Source organism: Arthrobacter sp. efr-133-TYG-104 (genome assembly GCF_030208915.1).
GTDB lineage: Bacteria > Actinomycetota > Actinomycetes > Actinomycetales > Micrococcaceae > Arthrobacter.
Genome location: NZ_JARVTA010000030.1, coordinates 47,938 through 53,937 on the forward strand (window position 1 = coordinate 47,938; position 6,000 = coordinate 53,937).

Here is a 6,000-nt window from a genome sequence, read left to right on the forward strand (position 1 = left end):
CCGTCCAATACGGCGGCCGCCCGGCAGCTTCGCAGACAGGGAAAGACTCTGAAGGAGACGGCCCAGATACTCAGTGTCAGTGTTTGCTCACTGACCCGTGCTTTTAGTCGCAGTGACATGCCGGAAGTCGAAAATGCAGCTGCGTAATGCTCTCTTCGTTTTGGAATAGCTCCTGAGATCCGGATTATGGCGGCTGCCCCGAGAGCTTAGCGATATCGTCCTAGTTCCAAGACCTTGAACATCACCGGTAGGCAGCCAGGCACGGCGGAACTCGGGCTGTCTACCGGTGAGGTCTCGCTCAGGAGGCGTCCAAGAATCCGTTCAGGAGCGCCTCGAACTCTTCTCGACGCTCGAACGGGACCCATAGTCCCGTTCGTCCGAAGACGTGCACCCTGGCGTCTGGGATCCGGTTCAGGAGGAGGAGGGCGTTGTCGTAACCCTGGACAACGTTGTTACGGCCCCAAACGATGAGGGTCCTGGCCTTGATGCGGTTCGCTTCCAGCCACACGGGCTCGTGCACCGCTGTGGCCTTGCCCTCGGGGGCGTGCGCGATGAACTCCGGATCCATGCTGGCCGCGTACCGTTCCTCGACGATTTCGTCGGTGATGAGGCTACGGTCGAAGACGATCATTTCCAGGTAGTCACGCATGGTCTCCAGCGTTGGGCCCGGCGCCTCGTAGTAACGGCCGATTCGCTTGGATCCTTCGGAAGGGCTGGGCGTGATCAGCGGCATGCCGCCGGCTGAGCTGACGAGGACGAGCCTGTCAACGAGATCGGGAGTGTCGATCGCCATCCGCATCGCGACGGCCCCGCCCGTTGCCAGCCCCACGACGTGGGCGCGCGGAATGTCGAGCTCTTTTAGGAGGGCAGCGAAGACCGTGGCCCCCAAGCGGGCACGGTCCCCGTCCGGTAGGCCGTGCTTCTGGGATCCGCCGTACCCCGGCAGGTCAACCACGAGCATCCGGTAGCGCCGGGAGAGAGTCGGGATGTTCGGGCCGAAGTTGCCCCACCCGAATGCTCCTGGCGCACCGCCGTGGATGCAGAGCAGGACCGGCCCTGAGCCGACATCGTGGTAGCGGATCCGAATCCCGCCAGCCTCGATGAACCGCTCGGTCTTGCTCGCAGTGGGCGCGGATGCCGTCATCGGCGATTCCGCTTCCTCATGGGCAGGGGGTGTCACCATGGTCATCGAGACAAGCCCTCACGAAGGAAGTTTGCGACCAATTCGTTGAACACCGCGCTCTGCTCCCACTGCGGCCAGTGGCCGGCCCCCTCGATCAGGGCGAACCGCGCCGCCGGAATGCGCTCAGCCATCTGCAGGCCCGCAGCGGCCGGACCTGATGGGTCGTCACTGGTCCAAACCACCAGCGTCTCAGCCCGGATCGCCGCGAGCTCGTCGTCGGTGATGAGGTTGCGCTGCCGGATCGTTGGGTCCTGAAGACAGAGGATGTGGCGCATCGATTGGGCGAACCCCGGCTGTGAGTAGATCGCCTGGCGGACCGCAACCAACTCATCCGTCACGCTTGCTGGGTCGGCCATGAGCCATTCCAAGCGCTTGCGGATCCGCTCCTCGGTGGGGTCGTCGGCAGCCGCTTGCGAGAGGTCCCGGATGCGGGCCATCACGTCGGGCGCCGACATTGTCCCGCCCGGCGTGTTGAGCACTATCCGTCGGACACGCTCAGGATGGGCGGCTGCGTACTTCGCCGCGACCCAGCCGCCGAGGGACTCACCGCAGAGGTGTGCCGACTCGGCACCGAACGAGTCGATGACGCCGTCCAGATGCTCAAGATAGGCCGGCAGCTCCAAGTCCGCCTGCGCCAGGCTGGTGAACCCGTGACCTGGCCAGTCGTACGCCACCACCCTGAACTGGCTGCCGAGCTTCGCGAGGTTGCGGCTGTACGCCTCGAGGTGACCGCCTGTGCCGGGGAGGAGGATGAGGAGCTCATCACCCGTACCCATTTCGAGGACCCGCGTGTTCCAGTTGCCAATCTGGCGGTGGGTGATGCTGAAGTCCGTGCCGAGCAGGGAACCCCAGATCCCCCGCGGGAGGCTAGCTTGGCTGGTCTGGGGTTCTCGTGTCGATGCCGCACCGACGGCGTGTTCTTCTTGTCCAACTCCAAGTTCTGTGCTGACTCCAGGCATGACTACTCCTTAGGCTGAGGTTTGAGTGATCGTACGCCCACCGGACACCTGGACGTGGCAGAGTTCCAGAGGATGGAACCGGTGGCCCGACGCCTCAAGGATTTAAGGAAGACGAAGACCCGGGGGCGCCGAGGAGGGTCCGTCTGGCAGAACTTTGCGGCCATTCCGTCGATGAGACGGTCACAATCAACCATCATCGACAAGGGGAGACCAGAGTGAGTGAGACAGCCCATCCGAGCTGGGGCGCAGGCCTACCAGACCGGATTCGCGACGCGTTTGACCAGGCGGCGGCCCTTGTAACGCAGGACCAAATCGCCTCTCTTGTCACCGAGTTCGTCAACGTGCCCAGCCCTACAGGGCGGGAGCTTCCCCTCGCCGAGCGCATCGTGCAGCTCATGGACGAGCGGGGTGTCGAGGGGCACCTAATGCGCATCGACGACGACCAGGCCAACGCTTGGGGTCGACTGCGTGGCAGTAACCGCAATGGGGGTCGGGTGATGCTCTATGCGCCAATCGACACGGTAACGACCGGTGACGCGGCATACGACTCACCAGTGGTGGGACCGATGACTACCGACCTCAAGACCAAGGCATATCCGCCTCGTGACGGTCTGCTCGCCGGGCTGGGGGCTTCGAATCCGAAGGGCCACGCGGCGTGCATACTCGCCGCGGCGGAGGCGATCCGCCGGGCTGACGTGCACCTAGAGGGCGACCTGCTCATCGCCTTCGGAGCTGGTGGGATGCCTGCCAACGCGCGCTCCGCAGGGGGACGGCGCAATGTCGGCCACGGTGTCGGCGCGTCGTTCCTCATCGAGCAGGGCGTCTGGCCCGATGTTGCCGTCATAGCCAAACCGGGCTGGGCGGTCACGTGGGAGGAAGTGGGCGTGACGTGGTTCAACCTCACCGTTCACGGTACGCACAGCTACGTGGCTGCACGACACAGGCTGCCCTACGACAATCCGATCAGGTCTGCGGCCCGCCTGGTCGAGGCCCTCGAGGAATGGTTCCCTCAGTACAGCGCAGCCCACGCCGGCGGCGGAACTGCACCTCAGGGTGTCGTCGGTGGAATCGACGGTGGTTGGGATCGGACGCCATCCTTCGTCCCTGCGACCACCGTCGTACGGGTGGACCTGCGTACGCCCCCCGCCATGACCCCCGTGATGGCTGAGCGGGAGCTCCGCACTGCGGTTGAGCGCATTGCGGCACAACTCGACATCCGCGTCGACGTAGAGATGGTGCTGTCGATACCAGGTGCCGACACGGGCGAAGACTCGTGGATAAGCCGGTCGTCCGTGGCGGCGTGGGAGGCCTTGGAGGGGCGCGCCCACGAACCGGAACGGTCACTCAGCGGCATGACGGATGCCAACCTCTTCCGCAGGGCGGGCATCCCGACGGCGCGTGTCGGTATGCCCAAGGTAGTCGAGCACGACCGCGAGGTCGGATTTGAGTACGGCATGAACTGTGTAGACCTCGACGATGCCGTCAGGTTCACGAGAAAGCTCGTCCGCATCGCCTTAGACACTGCGATGCGGACGGGCGTAGAGATCCGGTCCCTGTCAAACGGGGACGGGGGATGACCGTGGCCGGCCGAACGCAGGCCACGGCTCCGCGACCAACACACAACAGATAGAGAGAACACCATGGCCCACCCGACGCAGATCGCGCACGTTGTCTACGGGACGCATCGCTTCGATGAGATGATCGCCTTCTATGAGACCGTTTTCGGCGATGTCGTGCGAATGAACAACGGTAAGCACGCTTTCCTGTCCTTCGATCACGAACACCACCGTCATGCCCTCATCAACCTCGGACCCGTCGACGACGAGAACGCCCAGTCAGTGGCTGACTATGCGAAACGCCCTGGCGTGCGGCACGTGGCATATGCCTGGGAAGACGTCCCTACCTTGATGTACGTGTATGAACGTCTGCGCAATGAGGGGATCAAGCCCGTCAAGCACGTCAAGCACGGCCCCTCGCTGTCGTTGTACTACGAGGACCCCGACGGTCACCGCAGCGAGTTCTACGCGGACGTGATGTCGACCGAGGATGCGATCGAGTTCATGACGTCAGAGACCTTCGTCGAGGATCCGGTGGGTGACAACTTTGACCCCGAAGAGGTGCTTGCAGTCGTCAAGGCCGGAGAGGACTACACCTCCTATGTTCGACGGATCCCCGACCCCTCATGAGATTGAGGCCAGTCCGCCCCTTGAACGGGTGGGGGGGTTCCGTCGAACGGAACATCAGGGAAAACATCCCCAACACCGATCTAGCCTTGTCAGAACCGGCCCACCACCGGCAGCTGGCGAGGCTGTCGATCGGGTCCCGCGCACCGCGCGTAGCAACGGCAACCGGAATTGGAGCCGACATGATCCAACGGATCTTCAGCACTAAGGGAAGTACCATGACCAGTTTCGCTAACCCGAATGCAGCAGCAGCGGCCTCCACGGCGACGACCCGTGGCGACACGGGATCCAGAGGTGCTCCTGCATCAGTACGTGACGTGACGATCGCCTTTTCCTCCTACACCGCAGTGCAGGATGTCAGCCTCGATATTCATCCGGGTGAGTTTGTGTGCTTGCTCGGCCCGAGCGGGTGCGGCAAGTCAACTCTTCTCTCCACGCTCGCTGGCTTTGTGCCAGTGGTAAGCGGCGACGTGACAGTGGACGGTCGTGCGCCCGACAAAGTGGGCGTCGAACGCGGCATGGTCTTCCAGTCCACCGATGTCTTGTTCGAATGGCTGAGCGTGCGTGAGAACATCGCATTCGGCCCGCGGGTGAGAAAGCTCCCCACGAGTCGGCAAACCGAGCTCGTCGAGGAGTACCTGGCCCTGGTCGGTCTGAAGCACGCGGCGGATCGCCTTCCCTCGCAGCTCTCCGGTGGAATGCGGCAACGCGTCCAAGTGGCCAGAGTCCTCGCGAACGAGCCTCGCATCGTCCTGATGGATGAGCCTTTCGGCGCCTTGGATGCCCAGACCCGAGAGGTCATGCAGAACGAGATCGAGCGCATCTGGCGTGACCGCGGATGCACCGTGGTGTTCGTCACCCACGACATCGAGGAGGCGATCCGACTCGCGGACCGTATCGTGGTCATGACAGCCGGACCAGCCGCTGGCATCAAGTCGGTGCGCGAAGTGCACCTTCCCCGGCCGCGCCAGCTGGACGACCCCGCCGCCATCGCGCTGCGCAGGGACCTCCAGCAGGAAATCAGCAAGGAAGTCAGCAAGTCGCTGCGGGCGCAGGGCGCCGACGAGGAGGTTCTGGCATGACCGCCGTTGTGTTCCAGGGGACGCGAAGAGTCTCCGTAAGAGGGGTCTCGCGAATCGGTTTGGTGATCCTGTCCCTGTTGTTGGGGGTGGCGCTCTGGCAGCTCTGCGCCATGGCATACGGCCCCCTTCTCTTCGCTTCACCCGAGGAGACGGCCCTGGCGGCCGTAGAGCTCGCGAGCAATGGGACACTCCAGCAGGCCGCTCTCGTGTCGCTGAGTCGAATCGGCATCGGGTGGGCGCTTGGGCTCGTAGTCGGTGCACCAATCGGGATCTTGATGGGCCGGATTAAGCTCCTTCGCCTGATGCTCGACCCCTTCATCGAGTTCTTCCGGTTTATCCCGCCTATCGCCTTCGTGACTCTTGCCATCGTGTGGTTCGGAATTGGTGAGACATCGAAGATCGTTCTCATCTTCTACACAGGCGTCTTCATCGTGACCCTCAACACCATCGCCGGCGTCGCTTCGATTCCTGACTCGCGCCTGCGTGCAGCGGAAAGCCTGGGCGCCAATCGCTGGCAGGTTCTGACTCGGATAGTGCTCCCCTCGACGGTCCCGCACCTGGTGACGGGGGCCCGACTCTCACTGGCCAACTGC

General features: G+C 63.5%; 6 protein-coding genes. 4 read left to right on the forward strand and 2 right to left on the reverse strand.

Features of this window, described 5'->3' with window-relative positions:
* Nucleotides 1-298: 298 nt before the first annotated feature.
* Both QRN04_RS17115 and QRN04_RS17120 read right to left on the reverse strand, forming a co-directional pair.
* The gene (locus QRN04_RS17115) at nucleotides 299-1,189 is read right to left on the reverse strand and encodes an alpha/beta fold hydrolase (protein ID WP_284977232.1); all 891 of its coding nucleotides are present in this window, start codon (nucleotides 1,187-1,189) and stop codon (nucleotides 299-301) included.
* Nucleotides 1,186-2,142 (reverse strand): alpha/beta fold hydrolase, encoded by a 957-nt coding sequence (locus QRN04_RS17120; protein WP_284977233.1) that lies wholly within the window; start codon nucleotides 2,140-2,142, stop codon nucleotides 1,186-1,188. The genes QRN04_RS17115 and QRN04_RS17120 overlap by 4 nt, the downstream gene beginning before the upstream one ends.
* 215 nt (nucleotides 2,143-2,357) lie before the next feature.
* Between QRN04_RS17120 and QRN04_RS17125 the strand changes: the two genes are divergently transcribed.
* From QRN04_RS17125 to QRN04_RS17140, 4 genes are all read left to right on the forward strand, one after another.
* Nucleotides 2,358-3,719 carry a M20 family metallopeptidase gene (locus QRN04_RS17125; RefSeq protein WP_284977234.1) on the forward strand — a complete coding sequence of 454 codons (1,362 nt, stop codon included), beginning with the start codon at nucleotides 2,358-2,360 and terminating at the stop codon, nucleotides 3,717-3,719.
* 63 nt (nucleotides 3,720-3,782) lie between these two features.
* Nucleotides 3,783-4,328, forward strand: coding sequence for a VOC family protein (locus tag QRN04_RS17130; RefSeq protein WP_284977235.1), 546 nt, complete (start codon nucleotides 3,783-3,785; stop codon nucleotides 4,326-4,328).
* Nucleotides 4,329-4,543: 215 nt separating this feature from the next.
* A complete protein-coding gene (locus tag QRN04_RS17135) occupies nucleotides 4,544-5,407 on the forward strand; it encodes an ABC transporter ATP-binding protein (protein ID WP_284977236.1) in 864 nt (287 codons plus the stop codon).
* Nucleotides 5,404-6,000, forward strand: a 597-nt coding sequence (locus tag QRN04_RS17140; RefSeq protein ID WP_284977237.1) for an ABC transporter permease, incomplete at its 3' end; no start/stop codon positions are given. The genes QRN04_RS17135 and QRN04_RS17140, both read left to right, overlap by 4 nt.